The following is a 17,532-nucleotide window of genomic DNA, read 5'->3' as shown; positions in this document are numbered from 1 at the left end:
CTCGACACACCCCGACCGCCCGGTCGCCGCCTCACCCGAGACGGCGACCGGGCGGTCCCGTTCCGCCACCACACATGCCCGGCCGGCTCCCGGCCGGCTGTGTCCCGGGGCTACGGCGCCGGGCTCAGCTTCTTCCACGGTCGGCCGCCGTTGGCCTCCGCCGTGCCGGGGGCGACGGTGGTGTACCACTGGGCGTACCAGTAGTAGCCCTGGTACTTCACGAACGCGGCCGTCGAGGCGGCCGGGTCGCCGGTGAGGAGGTGGGTCTCCCGGACGGTGGCTCCACCCGCGACCTCGATGTCGCCGCCGTTCGCGGAGCGGAGCTTGAACAGGCCGTTGTGCTTCGGCCCGCCGGGCGCCCCCTCACCGCCGTTGTCGGCGATCGGGACGAGCCGCCACTTCTGCTCGCCGCGTCCGTTGCACGCGAGCGAGGCGATGTCCTGCCGGGAGGCGGTGGCGGTCAGGCACCTGCCGCCGCCGGAGACGGTGTACAGGCCGCCGCCCGCGTCCTGGATCCGCCAGTACTGGTTGGGGTTCTGGTCGTTCAGCTCCACGAGGTGCGCGCGGGACTGGTCGGGGTTGTTGTCGATCATCATGGGCTTCCCGGCCTGGCTGTCGCCGTACTCGAACATCCAGCCCTTGTCGCCCTTGTCGTACATCCGCCACAGCCGGCCGCCGTCGGGCCGGTAGACCTGGCCCTGCTTCCAGTCCGGGGCCTGGCAGGAGCTGCCGGCCGCGGGGGCGGGCGGGGCCACCGTCCGGACGTCGCGGCGCTGGTCCCCGGTCGAGCCGTACTCCCGTCCGCCGATCTTGAACGTCACGTTGGACGGCCCGGTGACCGGAAGGTAGTACTTCAGGTCGATGTCCCGGGACTTGCCCGGCGCCAGGTCCTCGCAGTAGCCGAGGGTGAGGGTGAGCCGGTGGAAGTCCCCCTTCAGGCCGCCGGTGTTGGGGCCGGTGTGGCCGGGAGCGAGGCCCTTCATCTCCTTGTAGTCGTTGTCCTTGACGATCGGCGGCATCGACGTGGGCAGGTCGAGGGCGATCTCGGTGCCCTGGGCGAGGGTGACGCCGGAGTTGTTGGTGATCCGCAGCTTCGGCTGGACGGGGTAGAAGTCCTTCTCCCCGGTGGGGAAGTCCACCAGTTCGGCCTTCACGTCGATCACCTCGGCCGGCTGCGGCCGACCGCCCGCCTTGGTGCTGCCGGCGGCGCCGGCGCCCTTGAAGGCGTTGTCGAGGCGGGTGGTCAGGTCGTAGCCCATGCCCCATTCCCCGCCCGGGCGCTGGGCGTAGTCGCCGGCGAGCTCCCAGATCATCGCGCCGCCGATGCCCTTGTCGACGATGTAGCGGGCCTTGGCGTCGATCGACTTCTCGTTCTCGGTGGAGAGGAACACCTTCTTGGTGTCGTTCCACAGCCAGGGCGACTGGAGCGCGTCCGAGTACTTCGGCGCGTAGGTCCCGGTCAGCTGCCCGGTCGGCAGGCCGGTGTCGACGCCGTAGGACCTCAGGTAGCCGGGGGTGCGGCCGTCCTGGAGGTTCTTGGTGTGCCACAGCGGGTTCGACCCGGCGCCGACCTCCCGGTCGTTCTCCAGGTCGTGCCAGAGGTTGTCGATGCCGACCGCGCCCCGCCCGCAGAACTGCGCGTTGGCGGGCCCGCGACCGCCGGTGCCCAGCGGGCACTGCGCCTGGTCCGCCATCGCGGCCGTGCCCCACAGCCCGTCGGTGCCGCCCTGGACGTCGCGCCAGCCGCGGGAGTAGTACGGGATGCCGAGGTTGATCCGGCCGGCCGGCAGGGCACCGCGGTAGTAGTGGTAGGCCCAGTCGGTGTTGAAGTAGCCCTCCTTCTGGAAGTCCTTCGTGTCGGGCGCCTGGTCGTTGTAGATCCCGGCGTCGGCCAGTTCGTTGTCCTTCCCGTCGTCGTAGAGCGGGGCCTGCGGGCCGACGAACTTGTTCCAGGAGCCGTGCAGGTCGTAGGTCATGACGTTGACGTAGTCCTGGTACTGCAGCGCCTGCCCAGCGTCCAGCCCGCGCACGAGGTAGCCGGAGGAGGAGCCTGCCGAGGTCAGCAGGTAGTAGCGGCCCTTGTCCGCGCCCGACCGGTCCAGCTTGGTCCGAAGCGTCTTCATCAGCGCGTTGTAGCCCTGCTGGAGGCCCTTGCGGCGCGGGTTGGAGACGTCCCAGTCCAGCGGGTTGCCGGTGTTGGGCAGCGCCGTCGGGTACTCGTAGTCGATGTCGACGCCGTTGAACCCGTACTGGTCCAGGAAGGCGCTGACGGAGTCGGCGAACGCGTCGATGCCCGGCTGGTTCACCGAGCCGTCGGCGTTGGTGGTCATCGCGTAGAAGTTCCGGGTGCCCGCCCAGCCGCCGACCGAGATCAGCGTCTTCACCGCCGGGTGCTGCTTCTTGTACGTGTTCAGCAGGTTGAAGTGGCCCTTGTACGGGAGGGACGGATCCATGGCGTTCTTCTCGCCCGGCCAGCTCAGGCCGGTCGCCGGGTTGGCCGGGTCGTTCGGGTCGCCGATGCTGATCCGGTTGTCCTTGACGTCGGCGAACGCGTAGTTGACGTGCGTCACCTTCGACCAGGGGATGTTCGACGCCAGGTACTTCGGGTCGCCGTTCACACCCGCGCGCCACCCGGTGAAGTAGCCCACCACGCGCCGGGTCCGGTCGTTGCCGACCCACTCGCGGCCCGCGCCGTCGTACACGTCGCAGTACCGCGCCGCCACGCCCTGGGTGGGCGTCATGCCCTCGGGGCGGCAGTCCCCCGAGGCGGCCGGCTTGGTGCCGCGCCCGTCCTGGGAGGCGTCGAACGGGTCGCCCGCGTCACCGCCGTCGGGCTGGCCCACCGGGCGGGCGGACAGCTGCCACTTCTGGGCGTCGGACCGGTTGCAGTCGTAGGTCTGCAGCGGCCGGCCGGTGTCCGAGCCGGGGACGTCCAGGCACTTGCCCGAGTTCGGGTTCCGCAGCTCCTGGCGCGCCGAGTAGATCCACTTCTGGGCGGCGGACCCGTTGCACGTGTAGAGCTGGACGGCCGTCCCGTTGTCGGCGCGCCCGGCGTCGACGTCCAGGCACTTGGCGAGGGACTGCAGCGTGCCGTCGGCCGCGACCGTCCACGCCTGGCCGTCGGAGCCGGCGCAGTCCGCGAGCCGGATCGGAGTCCGGTCGTCCCGGCTGCCGCCGCGCGGCTCGACGCACTTGCCGCCCAACCCGCGGATCGTGCCCACCTGCGTGCCCGTCCCGCTCTCCCGGAACTTCCACCGCTGGGCCTGGTTGTTCGCGTCACAGGCCGTCACCGCGAGCGCGACGCCCCCGGCGCCGGCGGTCAGACAGCCGCCGTCGGCACCGCTGACCAGGGTGTACCAGCCGGTGCCGGTGCCCTTGGGCTGCCACACCTGGTTGGCGTTGCCCTCCTGGGCCTGGATGAGGTGGGTGGTGTGCGGCCCGGGATCGTGGTCGACGACCATGTCTGGCTTCGCCGACGCGGCGATGCGCCAGTTCCCGCCGCCGAGCGAGCGCATCACCCAGCGCTGGGCGCCGCTGCCGTTGGGCTCGTACGCCTGGACGCTCGTGCCGGCGGCGGTGCTGCTGCCGCTGAGGTCCACGGCCATGCCGGTGGCCGAACGCAGCTCCACCTGCTGGCCCTCACGCGGGTCCGTGCCGGAGGCCGGGTCGCGGGGGGTGATGACCACGTCGCCCGGATAGTCCAGGTACCAGAACTGGGTTTCCTGGACGCCCTTGTTGCAGGGGTCGTGACCGACCCAGTTCGTGCCCCCGGACCGCTTCCCCGGGTCCTGCGTGAGACACCGGCTGTTCTCGCCGATGGACAGCGCGACCCTGCCGTCGTCCAGCCGCGTCACGTACCAGCGGCGTTCGCTGCCGCCCAGGTACGTCCAGTTGTTCCAGATGTCCAGGTAGCGCCCGTTGTGCTGCGCCTGCAGCGACACCGTCGACCCCGTGGTGCGCAGCAGCCACCGCTGACTGGCGCGCCCGTCGTCGGGACGGGTGACGAGGTAGTCGTCCTTGTCGGTTCCGTTGGCGTCCAGTACCTCGCCCGTGCGGGCGTTGCGCAGCCGGACGACACCGTCGCGCGGACGGGTTCTGTCGGGCTCGACCTTCATCCCGCCGCCCGAACCCGTACAGACGTAGGCGTACTTGTCGGCCCCGGCCGCCTTGCCGAACTCGGTCAGGCACCGAGACAGGGCCTGCTGCCCGAACGCGTTGGGGTGGATGGCCTCCTGGAGGTCACCCTGCGCAGTGGGGGTGGCCCAACCGAAACCGGGAACGTACGGGATCCACCGGACCCACTCGGCCTTCTCCGCCGGCAGCGGGCTCCCGTTGTTGTTCGCCGATGTCGCCTGCTCCGCGGACTTCGCGCACAACTCGTGGCCGGCGAAGGCGTCCTGCACGTCCAGGAACCTCGCACCGACGGTCCCGGCGGCCTGTCGCAGCATGTCACTGATCCGAGGCACGAGCGTCTTGTGGGCCCAGTCGGCGTCGACGTCCAGGAACGGACAGCCTCCCTGCTTGAAGCGGCTGTAGCCACCCGCTTCGTACCGCAGGTCCGCCGTGGCGGGAACCGGGTTCGGATAGGACTGGACCACCAGTTGGTAGCCGGACCGTCCTGCCGCGGACATGGTGCTCCGGATCGCGCCCAACGTCTTCACCACGTCGGCGCGCACGCTGTCGAGCTTGGCTGCGACGGCCGAGTCCGCTTCGGAACAGGGGCTCAGACCGAGCCCGGCGAGGTAGGCCGCAGTGCAGGACGAGATGATCTTGCTGAAGTCCAGGTCGTTGCCGCCGATGGACACCACGACCATCCGGACGTCATAGGTGCGGGCGAGGTCGGCCAACTGCTGGATCTGCGGCTTCTCGTTGTTGCGCGACACCGAGAGGATGTCCTCCGTCTTCGCGCCCGAGCAGGCGATGTTGAACCGCCGCTCTACGGGAATGCCCTCGAACTCCGTCCCCTTGATGGGGGCCACGTCGGAGCGGTCGCACTTGTTGCCGCCGTTGGCGTAGGACGTCGCGTCGTAGACGCAGTCCTCCTTCGTTCCGTCCTTCCTGCTCTGGCAGCGGTCGCGTCGGTCCGTTCCCCAGACGTCCCCCTCCTCCTTCGCGAGCGCGTTGCCCGCCCAGCGGCCGCCCTCGCCGGAGATGTAGCTGTCCCCCATGGACACGATGGCCGGTTGCTTCCTGCTACAGGCCTTGCCGCGTGCGGCGGTGGAACGGGCAACAGGCTGCGCAGGGTCGCAGTCGGGACCGAACCACACCGCGTGGTGATCGGAGTAGAGGTTGTCCAGGCGATAGGCCTGGTACCCCACCGGCTTGGAGCTGCTGATCGCGTAGTCCAGGTTCTTTCCGCTGCCGTCATCGGGCTCAGGGCGCGGGGCCTTGAACGTAGCCGCGTCGGAATCCACGACGTGTGCCCCGCCCAGGTCGGCGGGCGTCCACGACGTCGCGGTCCTGTTGAAGTCACCGAGCACGGTCCAATCGTTGGGGCCCGCGTCCTCCCTGGCCGCGTCGATGCGGTTGGCGGTGTCGCCAAGGTCGTTGGAGTTGTTCGCGCCGTGCACGCTGTAGAACCACGTGCCGTTGGGAAGCTTGATGCCGAGCATGGGCTTGGGATTACCCGCGACATCTTTTTTTTGGTCGTTCTGGGCCGCGCCGATGACATGAACGTGGTTGTTGTCGAACGGGATCACCAGGCTGCGGTCGACCACGAAACCGAGATTCCTGGTGGCGTTCCCGGTCCGAGTGGCGAGGAAGATCAGGTCATAGTTCGTCGCCTTGGAGAACGGCTGCTCGCACTTGGTCACCGTCCATTCCGTCTTGATGTCGGTCTTGACGCTCTGCAAGCTACGGCCCAGGGTGATGAGCTGTTGGGGGTTGGCGCTGCAGGGAACAGTGCTGCCCAACTCCTGGAGCGCCATGACCTGGGGTGCGTCAGTGGTGTTCAGGAGGCTGGCCTCCAGATCTCCGCCGGCGCCCGTCCAATGGCCGTCCCAGCGGTCCTGGTTCTGCATGTTGAACGTGGCCGCCTTATAGGAAGCCATGGCGGCGACGGCGGGCGCCCCCTGCGTGACCGCCAGGGCCTGCAACAGGCCCACGGTCAGGGTGAGGACGAGTGCCGCGGCGACTCGACGCCAGATGGCCGGTCGACATCGTGGAATCCCGCTCGGGGGGTGACTGCCACGCATTGACGTGTGCTCCACGTCTTTCCTTCCGTTGACGGCACAGGGAAGTCGAGACTTTACGAAGCAGGAATTGATATTTGATCAACGCTTGTGTTGACGCCGGAGGCCGTGTGCGAGCCCGGAGGGCCCGTGGCGTCGGCGCGGTCCTGGACACGCCCTCCGCTGCCCCGGACGCCGGGGTCGACGGTTCGTTGATGCGCTGTCTACGCAGTCCTGCGGGCGTTCGGGCGCCTCGCCGCTGAAGGCGAGCGGGGGGGCGTTGTCCGGGTCGGTTCTGTCGTCAGCTGCCGGGCAACTGAGGCGGCGCGGACTTCAGCCCGTCCAGGGTGAGGTCGAGGAGGCGTTCGGCCTGCTCGCGCTGCTCGGGCTTGGCCGAGGTGAGGGCGATTCCGGCGAGGGCGGCGAACATGTCGGTCGGACGGATGTCGGAGCGGATCACTCCGGCGGCGACACCGGCCTCCATCAGGGAGTCGAGGGCGCCCTGGATCATCTCGCGGCTGTCGGCGTAGGGGTTGCTGCCCGAGGCGACGACGGCCCGCAGGGCGTCGGCCATGCCGTATTTGGCGGTGGCGTAGTCGATGAAGCGGCGAGTCCACACCCGCAGGGCCTCGGCGGGCGGCATCGTCGCCAGGAGGCCGGAGGCCGCCTCACACAGCCGGGCCACTTCGTTGCGGTACGCCGCCTCGATCAGTGCCTCGCGGGTCGGAAAGTTGCGGTAGAGCGTGCCCGTTCCCACGCCCGCTTCCCTGGCGATGCGCTCGAAGTGGGCGTCGAGCCCCTCCTCGCTGAACACGCGCACCGCGGTGGCCAGGATCTTGTCCCGGTTGCGCTGCGCGTCGGCCCTCAGCGGGCGCCCTGCCTCTCGGGTCATCGGCGACTCGTTCCCTTCTCCGTTGCTAAGTGGAGGCTCCGCCACTTAGTCTGGGCGAAGTGGCGGAGCCTCCACTTTCACTCTAGGGCATGGTCCGACCTGCCCGGACGCCCCCTCCGCTCCGCACTCCGCACCCCGCGATCCACACTCTGCGATCCGCACTCCGCGATCCGCACTCTGGAAGGACAGGCGAGCATGCCAGGAATCGAAGGCAAGGTCGTGGCGATCACAGGCGCCAGCAGCGGCATCGGCGAGGCGACCGCGCTTCTGCTGGCCGAGCGCGGCGCGAAGGTCGTCCTCGGGGCACGCCGCCCGGAGCGTCTCGCTGCCCTGGCCGCCCGCATCGAACAGGCCGGCGGCGAGGCCGCCTGGATCCGCACGGACGTGACGCGGCGCGAAGACCTCCACGGCCTCGTCAAACTGGCATGCGAGCGATACGGCAAGCTCGACGTCCTCGTCAGCAACGCCGGGATCGGACTGATCTCCCCCCTCGACGACCTGCGCGTCGACGACTGGGAACAGATGATCGACGTCAACCTCAAAGGTGTCCTGTACGGAATCGCCGCGGCCCTCCCGCTCTTCCGGGAGCAGGGATTCGGGCACTTCGTCAACACCGTGTCCACCGCCGGACTGCGCATCGTCCCGCTCCAGTCCGTGTACGCCGCCACCAAGAACGCCGTGCGCACCGTCTCCGAGGGCCTGCGCCAGGAGGCCGGCGCCGACCTGCGCGTGACCGTCGTCTCCCCCGGCGCCGTCCGCACCGACTTCGCCGAGCACATGGACCCGGCCGCGAAGGCCCAGATCGACAAACTGATGGAGATCGCCCTCCCGCCGGACGCGGTCGCCCGCGCCATCGCCTTCGCCATCGAGCAGCCGGACGGCGTCGACGTCGGCGACATCGTCGTTCGCCCCACCGCCCAGGGGTAGGCCCCCGAGAGCGGGTGGGGTGAGCGGCCGGACCGGGGCGCCGGCGCTTGCCGTAGCCTGGCGGTGCCCTGCTCCCAACCCGGTCAAGGTCATGGAATTTCGTCAGTTGCGGTACTTCGTCGCGGTGGCGGAGGAGTTGCACTTCGGTCGCGCAGCCGAGCGGTTGATGATCGTGCAGTCGGCCGTCAGCCAGCAGATCGGCCGGCTGGAACGTGAGCTGGGCGTCGAGCTGTTCGACCGCTCGGCGCGCCGCGTGCGGCTGACCGCCGCGGGGGCGGCGTTCCTGCCCGGCGCCCGTGAGGTGTTGGCGGCCGAACAACGGGCCCTGGGCCTGGTCGGCGGCTTCGTCGCCGAGCGGAAGGCCGTGCTGCGTATCGGCACGAGCCGGGGCATGGGCGTGCGGTTGGAACGGGTGCTGGCGGCGCTGGAGCGAAACGCGCCCGGCACCCGGGTGGAGTTGGCGTCGGCGGCGCCGGAGGAGCGCCTGCGGCGGGTCGCCGACCGGGAGTGGGACGCGGCCTTCGTGCGCGGGGAGGTGGCGGCGCCGCAAGGCGTGCGGCTGATCCCGGTGTGGCAGGAGGAACTCGTGGTCGCCCTGCCGGCCCGCCATCCGCTGGCCGGGGCGGACGCGGTCGACCTCGCCCGGCTCTCGGCGCTACCGCTTCACCTGACGGAACGCCGGAGCAACCCGCCGCTGGTCGATCTGGTCACGGCTGCCTGCCGGGACGCCGGGTTCGAGCCCGTGCCCGGACCACCGCACAGCTCTCTCCAGGACACGCTTGCGGCACTGGGCGCGGGTGTTGCCGGCTGGACGGTGGTGTACGCGGCGCACGCCCAGCAGCTGCGCGGCGGTCAGGTGGCGTTCCTGCCGGTGCGCGCCCCGGCCGGGGCGCGGAGCGCCGAGGCGGCGCTCTCCCTGCCCACCGTGTTGGCGGTGCACGGCGCCACCGCCCCCGAGCGCGTGCGCCTGCTGCTGGAGGCCTGCCGGGAGGCGGCGCGCGACGATCGCGATTCGTGATCGTCACGCACTCGAAGTGCTGCTGGATCGCGAGCTCCCACCGGAGTGAACTGGACACCGCCGGTCACCGCCGCCGATGCGGCCGGTACCGCCGACCACGGTTCCCCGCTCGATCCGCGGGCCGTGGCCTGCCCGGCACACCCGCCACCGGGCCGGCGCCACGTCGGACCGACACCGACCGAGCGCGCCTTCACCTCCACGCACCAGGAGAGCGACCATGACGAACACCACGACGGAACAGGCCAGGGACCGGATGCCGTCGGCCGAGCGGCTGCGGCGCCCGGCGGTGACACGATCACTGCGACTCGGCGACACGAAAGTGACCTACGTGCCGGACGGGGCGGTCGAACTCAGCGCGCGCGGCTGGTTCCCCCGCAGCACGGACGAGGACTGGGCCGCCCACCCCGAGTACCTCGACGACTCCGGCAACCTGGCGGCGGGCATCGGCCCGCTGCTGGTGGAGCACGGCGACCGTGCACTGCTGATCGACGCAGGCTTCGGCCCGCAGTCGATCCCGGCCCAGCCGGGCAATCCGCGCGGGGCCATCCACGGCGGTGCGCTGCTCGACAACCTGGCCGCACTGGGCCGTCCGCCGGCCACGATCGAGGCCGTCGCCATCACCCACCTGCACCTCGACCACATCGGCTGGGCCTGGCACCCCGCCCCGGACCCCGCCCCGGACCGCGACCTGCCCGCGTTCGCCGGCCGCGACCTCCTGGTCGCCGCACCCGAATGGGCCCACCGCCACCTCCTGGCGGCGCGCGGCATCACCGACGACATCCTCCGGGCCATGGCACCACAGGTGCGCACCGTCCTCGACGGCGACGAGATCTTCCCCGGCGTGCACGTGCTGCTCACCCCCGGCCACACCGCCGGGCACGCCTCCTACGTCATCACCGGGGGCGGCGAGCGGCTGATCGCCTTCGGCGACGCCATGCACTCACCGGTCCAGGTGGACCACCCCGAATGGTCGGCCGCCGCCGACCTCGACCCCGACCGGGCCGCGCAGGAACGCCGGCGCCTGGTCGCCGAGTTGGCCCGACCGGGCACGATCGGCTTCGGCGTCCACTTCGCGGACGTGGTGTTCGGCCGGGTCCACCTCGACGGTGACGGCCCCGCCTGGCGACCCGTCGCCGACTGACCGCCGCCGTCCCGTGTTCCTCGCCTGACACACGCACGCGAGGGCTGCCCGCCCGACGTTCCGCTCGCTACGCGGTGTGCTCGCGAATGATCTCGCCGATCTGCCGGGGAAGTCCGGGGGAGAACAGTGTGTGCCCCATTCCGGGAATCGGCTGGAATCGGGAGTGAGGGATTTCGTCGGCGAGGGCAGGGCCATGCGGTAGCGGACGCAGGGGATCTTCCGTGCCGTGCATGACCAGTGTCGGGGCCTTGATCGAGGACAGCGGAGCCAGGCGGTCTTCGGTCATGTGACGTCCGGCCAGATCGTGGTTGAGGGCCGCGCCGTGGTTGCCGGTCCGGTCGAAGGAGGCTTCGACGAAGCGGCGGGCGGCAGGCTCGTCGAAGGGAAGGACGTCGCCGTTGAGCACTCGCCACGTCTCCAGGTTCGCCGTGACGTACTCGTCGCGAGTCCCCTGCGGGAGAGCGGCCCGTTGTGCGAGGTGCGTCAGGAGGCGTGCCGTGGGTGGCGGCAGGTCGCCGGGGTCGGGTGCCTGGCCGGCCATGGCGCGCGCCCAGGCCGGGCCCGCGCTGTGGCCCATCGGGCCGGTCATCATCGCGGTCAGAGTCAGTACGCGTTCAGGGCGGTGCACGGCCAGCCACTGGCCGATCGCGCCGCCCAGGGACGCCCCGACGATGTGCGCGGCGGCGACTCCGTGGCCGTCGAGCACGGCCGTCGCATCGGCGGCCATGTCCGCCAGCGTGTAGGGGTGGGTGGCGAAGTCCAGGCAGGTGGAGCGCCCGGTGTCCCGGTGGTCGTAGCGGATGACCTGGCGACCGCCGGCGACCAGCACATCCACCAGCTCGTCCGGCCATCCGATGCCGGGTGCGGCGGTCCCCATCACCAGCAGGACCGCCGGGTCGTTCGGGTTGCCGACCCGTTCGGTCCACAGGCGCAATTCACCGGATTCGACAATTAATTCAGCACCAGCAGTCATGGGCGCCAACATAGCGAACGAATTGCCAATTTTCCACATCTACAATGAATATGACTTTCCATCACCATTCTGGTAAAATACTGAATAGTTCGCGGGCTTCAAGAAGTGGTCGGCCAGGTACGCCATCCGAGATCTCGGCCTTCGCCGGCCGGACATGGCGGCGTGGTGATCGCCGCCCACACCCGTGCCGGCTGGGCCGGCAGTGTGGCAACACTCCAAGATCGGCTTGTGATCGTTGTCCTCGACGGGGATCCCTGCGTGTGTCCGTGCTGTCGCAGACTTGCACCGATGCGGTGGCCCAGGTGGTCGCCGCATCCTTGTCCCGGCCGACCCAAGGACTGCCATCGTGTACGAGCGCGTTCTCACCCCCCGCAACCGGGGCTTCCTCTTCCTCGACTCTCATCCGGTGGGCTGCCGGCAGTTGGTGGCCAACATGTGGCAGGCCTGCCCCGCCCCTGCCGGCCTGCCGGAGGGCGCCGGGCCGGTGGCGCTGGTCATCGGCTCCTCCGCCGGATACGGCCTCGCGGCCACCCTCGCCGGGCTCAAGCGCGCAGGCATTCGCGGGATCGCGGTGTCCTTCGAGAAGGCCCCCACCGAACGGCGTACCGCCACGGCCGGCTGGTACCGCACCGCCGCCACCGCTGACATCGCCCGCACCGCCGGGCGGGACATGGTCTTCCTCAACGGCGACGCGTTCTCCGACACGATGAAGAACCAAGTCGGCGACCTCATCGAGCAGCGTTTCGGCGGCAGGCTGGACTACCTGATCTACTCGGTGGCTGCGCCCCGCCGCACTGACCCCGACACCGGCACCACCTACTCCTCCGTCCTCAAGCCGATCGGCCAGGCGAACCGCACCAAGACCCTCCGCTTCGACGACCAGGACGTTCCCGAGGTCCACGAAGTCGAGACCGGGCCGGCCGAAGGAGACGACGTCGAGCAGACCGTGGCCGTGATGGGCGGCGCCGACTGGGAACGCTGGATCGACCACCTCGCCGGCCGAGACCTGCTGGCCGACGGCTTCACCACCGCCGCGCTGTCGTACATCGGCTCGCCGCTGACAGCGGCGATCTACCGGCAGGGCACCATCGGCGCTGCCAAGGCGCACCTGGAGGCCACCGCCCGCACCCTGAACGAGCGGCTCGACAAGACGGTGGGAGGGCGGGCCGTGACCTCCGTCAACGGCGCCGCCGTCACCCAGTCCTCCACCGCCATCCCGGGCATCGCCCTGTACACGGGCCTGTTGCGCGGTGTCCTCGGAGAAGACCTGGTCCCGCCGATCCGCCAGCTCGGCGCCCTGTGGGACCAGCTCACCGGTACCGCCCCGCTCGCCCTGGACGACGAAGGCCGGATCCGCCTGGACACCTGGGAACTCACCGACGACGTCCAGGCGGCCGTCGCCGAACGATGGGAGGCCGCCACCACCGACACCATCGCGAGCCTCGCCGACCTCGACTGGTTCCGCGCCGAAGTCCAACGCCTGTACGGATTCTCCGTGCCGGGCGTCGACTACACCGCTGCGGTGGCCATCGACATCCCCTGGCCTGACCCCACCTCCTGACCCGGCCCGGAGGAACGCCACCGAGGACATATGAGTGGGGCTCCGGCCACCGACCGGAGCCCCACTCGTATGGCAACCGCCCCACAGCGGCGGAAGCGGGCCGACGGAACGGCACCGAGGCCGATTCAGTCGCGGCCGCCGTCGGCGCGGCGTCCGCGACTGCCGGTCACAGACGGAAGGGGTTCCCGCCCCGCGCGGCGATCACGTACCAGGCGGTCGCCCCGGTGTGGAGGGAGGAGTAGTAGAAGTCGCCCTCCCCGGTGTCCAGGCCGTCGTGCGAGGCGGCGACGATGCCCTTGCCGTCCGTGTTGGCCGCGCCGCTCTGGGCCTTCTGCAGGGTCGCCATCAGGACCGCCGCCTTTGCGGCGTCGCCGTCCGCGCGGCGGACCTGGTAGGCGGCCAGCAGGTGGGCGGTGCCCTCGAACCAGACGCCGCTGGTGTCCTTGCCGCTGAAGCCCACCCCGCTGTACGGGCCGTCGGTGGCCGCCATCCGCCCGGCCGCCCAGTCGACGGCGGGCGCGTAGGACGGGTCGAGGGTGGCCAGGTAGCTCCAGGTCTGCACGTCCTCCGGCTCGACGTCGTCGTTGGTGGTCACCCCGTCCAGGCCGGTGCCCGTCCACAGGTGGCCGTTGGCGGCCTGCATGGACTTCACGAACCGGAAGGCGTTGGTGGAGCGCTGCGCCCAGCCCGCGTCGCCGGTGACGCCGGCGAGCATGGCGAAGAAGGCGCCGGTGTCGATGTTGTGCTCCGTGGCCTTCCAGGTGAGCGGGACCATCGTCTGGCCGGTGCCGTCGTCGTTGCGCAGGCCGCCGGTGTAGCCGCCGGCGCCGCGGGTGTCCGCGGTGTTGTTCTGGATCCAGTTGGCGGCCTTCAACGCCCCGTCCAGGAAGCGCTGTTGGCCGGTCACCCGGTAGAGCCGGGTGAGCGCCATGCCGGCCCAGGCCATGTTCCCGGTGTAGACGGAGAACCCGCCGACGTACGGCTCGCCGGAGGGGGTCTTGACGAAGGGGTCCGGCTCGTAGGAGGCGCGGATGCGGCCGTCCGGGGTGACGTCGTGGGCCTGGGCGTACAGCAGGCTGTCGCCGAGCGCCGTGGCGTGGGCGACGTCGTCGCTTCCGCCGCGTTGCAGGAACGCGGTGATGACGAGCGCGTTGTCGTACGTGAAGGAGGCCTGGAAGCCGTCCGGGCCGAACAGCTTCGGGTCCTCGAAGTGCCCGCCCTGGTAGCTGCGGGGCACGCGCAGCGTGCTGCCGGTGCCGTGGGCGTCGAGGCGCTGGGCGAGGAAGGAGTAGGCCGCGTCCACGGAAGGACCGGAGGGCTTCACCGGCGGCTGCTGGGACGGCAGGTGCAGGCTGCCCGCGGGAGGGGAGCCGGGCGTGCTCGGCAGGTCCGCGTCCTCGTCGCCGACCGGCACCAGTTTGAAGAGCTGGTTCTCGTCGTTGTGGTCGCACGGGGCGTTGCCGGGTGTCGCGATGCTGTTCGGCACGCTCGCACCGGGCCACAGGGCGAGGCAGTTCCCGCCCTTGATCTGGAGGTGGAAGTACCAGTGGCCGCCTTCCCAGTCCGACATCTGGAGTCCGACGTCGGCGGACTGGCCGAGGTACTCGTTGGGTGCGGCCAGGTTCCGGAACATCCAGCCGCCGTCCGTCGTCTGGAGGAGTTCCCAGTCGGCCCGCGGGTCACCGGGCTGGGTGCCGACGAGCCGCCCGCTCGGCAGGTCGTAGGCCATCGCCGTACCGTTGCCGTCGACCAGTTCGTCGTGCTCGTGCGGCTTGGGGTCGGAGCCCATCACCACTCCCCCGCCGCCGCTGCCGAAGTCCTCCCAGCTCAGGTGCCCGGTGCTCCAGTCGCGAACGCCGATCTTGGCGCCGAGCATGGGGAGGGCGTCCTCCAGGCCGACGAACATGATGCCGCCCGCGCAGGTGGTCGCCATCGTCTTCCCCGGTGTCTTGCAGTCCCACGTTCCGCCCGTGGTGGCCGAGACGATGCCCAGGGCCGTGATGTTGGGCGGCGACCCCGGCAGGCCCGGGCCGCCGCCCAGGACGACGGGGCCTCCGCTGTCACCCCGGCGGGCCGCGATGGACGAGTTGTCGGCGGCGGTGAACTGCTTGAGGGCCTTCCAGCCGTACATGTAGTGGTGATCGACGTCGCCGCCCAGGTTGTCGGGGCCCTTGGCGTAGTAGTCGGTCACCTTGGTGGTGACCTGGATGTTGCAGATCTCGCCCGATCGGGCGCCCTCGTTGCAGATCCAGTTCCCCTCGTGGGCCACCTGCGCGGCGCTCACCCATTTCTTGGTCTGCGAGGTGCTGGACTGGTCGGCCGCGCCGCCCGTCCAGATCTGCTGGTCCATCGTGATGTTCGAAGACGGCTTGATGACGGCCGCGTCGAGGTAGACGGGCCCGCTCTCGTCCTGGCGGACGATGTGGGGCGAGATCCGGGTGCCGATCGCCGGCCCCTGTCGGCCCGAATCATCCACGCCGTACCGGACGTTGGTCTCGTTGTTCGGCATGAAGCAGTGGTCCGCGGTGAGCATGGCGTCCTCGCCGCGGTACTGGATCGCGAACGCCGTGCTGCAGAACGGTGCGATGATCTGCGCGCCGCCGGCACCCGGATCGCTCCGGCGCGAGGGCTCGCCGAGGCTGATCGACTCCGTGCCGTTCGATTCGACCGTCACCGGAACGCTCACGGACGCCACCGCCCGCCGCAGCCGCTGCGCTTCGTCCTCGCCGCCCACCACGGTCGCGGTGAGGCCGCTCCCGTCCTGCGGCATCGCCACGTCGGTGATCCGCACTCCGGCGGAACCGGCGAGGCGCGTCACCTCGCGCGAGGCGTCCTTCAGGTCCTGCGCACTGTGCGGCGCCGACTTCACGTCGACACGCACCGGGCTGTGCCCGACGACCGCCCGGACCTCGGGGGCCAACTCGCCGTGCCAGTAGACCGTGAGGTGCTTCGTCTCGGGGGCGGCGACCACGCCGGCGAGGGCCTGGCCGCCGATCTGACCCGACACCTGCTCCACGGCCGAAGCCGTCTCGTTCATCTGGCCCTGAATGGCCATCAGTTGCTGCCAGGACAAGAAGGGTGAAGGACTCCCGAAGGAGTTCGCCACGGGCGCGATGCCGGGAGCCGCGAGCACTCCCACGACGGCGGTCGCGGTGGCGAAGGCCACGAGCGGCCTTCGCCACCTGCCCCTGCGGCGGGCCGGATCTTCGATGTGCTGGACCAACGGGAACTCCCCGGAACTCGAAACCGCGGGGCGCCTCGGCGCCCTCTCACCCGTGCCTACGGGCGGGGGTGAACGCGCAGTTCAGAGCAGGTAAGGGTCGGCCGAGAACAACCGGAGGGTGTCCCAACGGTCCTGCCACGCCCCGCCGGTGACTGCGGCGGCATCCAGTCAGCCGACGGTCGTGTCGAAGCAGTGCGCCTCTGACGCGAGAACCCGCCCCGGGCCCCGGGCGGGTTCTCGCGTCAGAGCGGGTGTGTCACCCGGGGTCTACCAGTCGGTGCCGATGTTGGCGCGGTTGCCGAAGGTGTTCTGGCCGGTGCCGGGGTAGAAGTACATGTCGCCGGTGGATCCTTGAGGAGCCTGGACGGCGGCGATGTCGGTCTTGCCGTCGGCGTTGAAGTCGCCACCGATGAGGTCACGCATGATGTTCCAGCCGGTACCGGCATTGATCGGCGCCGCGAACGAACCGGCGCCATTGCCCGGATAGACGTACAGATTCCCATCGGCGACACCGACCGCCGCGATGTCCGACTTCCCGTCACCGTTGAAGTCACCACTGGCGAACTTGCCCAGGGTGTTCCAGCCGGTACCGGCATTGATCGGCGCCGCGAACGAACCGGCACCGTTCCCCGGATAGACGTACAGATTCCCGTCGGCGACACCGACCGCCGCGATGTCCGACTTCCCGTCACCGTTGAAATCACCGGCCATGAGGTGGTCCAGGTTGTTCCAGCCGGTGCCTGCCAACCACGGCGTACCGAACGCACCGGCGCCATTGCCCGGATAGACGTACAGATTCCCGTTGGCGGTGTTCACCGCGGCGATGTCCATCTTCCCATCGCCGTTGAAGTCGCCCGGCGTCACATTGCTCACCGTGTTCCAACCGGTACCGATCAGACTCCGCTCACCGAACGTACCGACACCGGTACCCGGGTACAGGTACATCTTCCCCGTCGCCGCGTCCACCGCCGCCAGATCGGTCTTCCCGTCACCATTGAAGTCAGCCGACGCAAAACCCGTCATCCCCACCGGAGTCGCCGGCGGAGGCGTGGTGTTGTCCTCGACGACCTTGTTGAGACGGAGGGCCACGTAGCTGCTTGCCGGGTAGCTCGAGATGTTTCCGCTGTAGACGTTCCCGTTCCCGTAGGTCACGTCGGTCCTCGGGTTCGACTGGTGGATGTAGGTGAAGTCCCCGGTCGCCTGGTTGTTCCACCTCACGAAGAGCACGACGTGGTCGCTGATGTTGTCCAGCGCGTCGCCGGGGCGGAGTTCACTCTTGCTGATGCGCGTGCTCAGCGATCGGCTGTCGAGGCTGTTGGTGGTCGGCGAGCCGAGCCCGGTGGACGACAGGTGCCAGGCCATCGAGATGAACCCTGAACAGTCGGTGCGGTAGGTGTGGCCGTCGCCGTCCCCGTACGTCGCGCCCTGGTTGTACTGGACGTTCTGGTCGTCCCAGTACTGGGCGCGCTGCAGGATCTCGGATCGGTTGACGGGGCCTCCGATGGAGGAGCCGGCCTGGGCGGGCGGCGCGGTCAGGCCCACGGCGGCCATGGCGGCGATTAACGGGACGAGAACGGACGCGCGGCGGAATCGGCTGTTCTTGGGCATGGCTGTCTACCTCGATCTG

At 70.1% G+C, this 17,532-nt stretch carries 9 protein-coding genes; 4 read left to right on the top strand and 5 right to left on the bottom strand.

Annotation, left to right across the window (positions count from 1 at the left end; genetic code table 11):
- Positions 1 to 110: 110 nt before the first annotated feature.
- The gene (locus ACFVTF_RS05070; RefSeq protein ID WP_387809125.1) at positions 111 to 6,050 is read right to left on the bottom strand and encodes a glycosyl hydrolase family 18 protein; all 5,940 of its coding nucleotides are present in this window, start codon (positions 6,048 to 6,050) and stop codon (positions 111 to 113) included.
- A 421-nt stretch (positions 6,051 to 6,471) separates the two neighbouring features.
- Complete coding sequence (locus tag ACFVTF_RS05065; RefSeq protein WP_387809122.1) at positions 6,472 to 7,062, bottom strand: TetR/AcrR family transcriptional regulator; 591 nt, start codon at positions 7,060 to 7,062, stop codon at positions 6,472 to 6,474.
- Between the two features lie 195 nt (positions 7,063 to 7,257).
- Between ACFVTF_RS05065 and ACFVTF_RS05060 the strand changes: the two genes are divergently transcribed.
- From ACFVTF_RS05060 to ACFVTF_RS05050, 3 genes are all read left to right on the top strand, one after another.
- On the top strand, positions 7,258 to 7,989 hold the full coding sequence (locus ACFVTF_RS05060) for an SDR family oxidoreductase (protein ID WP_387809119.1): 732 nt from the start codon (positions 7,258 to 7,260) through the stop codon (positions 7,987 to 7,989).
- 91 nt (positions 7,990 to 8,080) lie between these two features.
- Positions 8,081 to 9,007 (top strand): LysR substrate-binding domain-containing protein, encoded by a 927-nt coding sequence (locus ACFVTF_RS05055; protein WP_387809592.1) that lies wholly within the window; start codon positions 8,081 to 8,083, stop codon positions 9,005 to 9,007.
- Between the two features lie 217 nt (positions 9,008 to 9,224).
- A complete protein-coding gene (locus tag ACFVTF_RS05050) occupies positions 9,225 to 10,148 on the top strand; it encodes an MBL fold metallo-hydrolase (RefSeq protein ID WP_387809117.1) in 924 nt (307 codons plus the stop codon).
- Positions 10,149 to 10,215: 67 nt separating this feature from the next.
- Here ACFVTF_RS05050 and ACFVTF_RS05045 read toward each other — a convergent pair whose 3' ends face one another.
- Positions 10,216 to 11,160, bottom strand: a complete 945-nt coding sequence (locus ACFVTF_RS05045) for an alpha/beta fold hydrolase (RefSeq protein WP_387809114.1) — start codon at positions 11,158 to 11,160, stop codon at positions 10,216 to 10,218.
- Between the two features lie 307 nt (positions 11,161 to 11,467).
- Between ACFVTF_RS05045 and fabV the strand changes: the two genes are divergently transcribed.
- On the top strand, positions 11,468 to 12,682 hold the full coding sequence (gene fabV, locus ACFVTF_RS05040; RefSeq protein ID WP_387809111.1) for an enoyl-[acyl-carrier-protein] reductase FabV: 1,215 nt from the start codon (positions 11,468 to 11,470) through the stop codon (positions 12,680 to 12,682).
- A 166-nt stretch (positions 12,683 to 12,848) separates the two neighbouring features.
- Here fabV and ACFVTF_RS05035 read toward each other — a convergent pair whose 3' ends face one another.
- Positions 12,849 to 15,719, bottom strand: coding sequence for a trypsin-like serine protease (locus ACFVTF_RS05035; protein ID WP_387809109.1), 2,871 nt, complete (start codon positions 15,717 to 15,719; stop codon positions 12,849 to 12,851).
- A gap of 453 nt (positions 15,720 to 16,172) precedes the next feature.
- Entirely contained in the window at positions 16,173 to 17,513 is a 1,341-nt protein-coding gene (locus ACFVTF_RS05030; protein ID WP_387809106.1) for an FG-GAP-like repeat-containing protein, read from the bottom strand.
- Between the last annotated feature and the right edge of the window lie 19 nt (positions 17,514 to 17,532).

The sequence above is a fragment of the Kitasatospora sp. NPDC057940 genome, assembly GCF_042887425.1.
Lineage (GTDB): Bacteria > Actinomycetota > Actinomycetes > Streptomycetales > Streptomycetaceae > Kitasatospora.
Note: the sequence above shows the minus strand (reverse complement) of the source record. Positions and strands in the feature narration are given on the sequence as shown.